General features: G+C 49.1%; 1 protein-coding gene. It reads right to left on the minus strand.

The window, feature by feature from the left end; genetic code table 11:
• A partial coding sequence (locus FJM67_RS17635; protein WP_219846051.1) for a hypothetical protein occupies positions 1-613 on the minus strand: 613 nt, incomplete at both ends.

Consider the following 613-nt stretch of genomic DNA (forward strand, 5'->3'; position numbering starts at 1 on the left):
CTCAATCTCCGTTTCTCCAAAAGGCAGCGCAATAGGCATAACAACTTGCTTGGGGAGCCCCGTTTGCTCGATGACCGAATTAGGGAGGCGTAAGTGAAGTAGCCACTGGTCATTAATGCGTTTTAGCTGACAACCCTGGCAACCCGCAGTCTCATCTTTGGATCCTAGAACTGTGAACTGTCGATCACGGTAAGTCTGCCAATCCCGCTTCCAGTCAGAATGGTTTTCATAGCCGTTTTGTTCTAGGTGGTACTGAGCATGGAAAAGCTTACGCGTGCCAAAGCACAGAGAGACTTTGCTCGCTTTTTCAGCGACCAACAGCTTCTCAAGACGATGTTTCTGAGTAGCAAGGCGACGCTTCTTGTGATGTAACTTAAAGGCCGTCTTGTTCTTGGTGGCTGCCCCGGTTTTGCGATCCGCATCTAGTCGGCGCTCCAACGCTTTGACCGCTTTTTCGGAAGATTTGATGCGTGCTTTAGCTGCTTGAATGTGGTCTTTGCGCAGTTCTTTGATAGATTCAACTTTGCCACGAAGGCCATAGAGGATGGCGTTATATTGTCTAGCAGTGATACCAAAGCGAAGTTGGAAGCCGCTTTTGTGCGTTTGTGTGGGT

Origin of the sequence: Maribrevibacterium harenarium (genome assembly GCF_006385675.1) — a bacterium.
Lineage (GTDB): Bacteria > Pseudomonadota > Gammaproteobacteria > Pseudomonadales > Marinomonadaceae > Marinomonas > Marinomonas harenarium.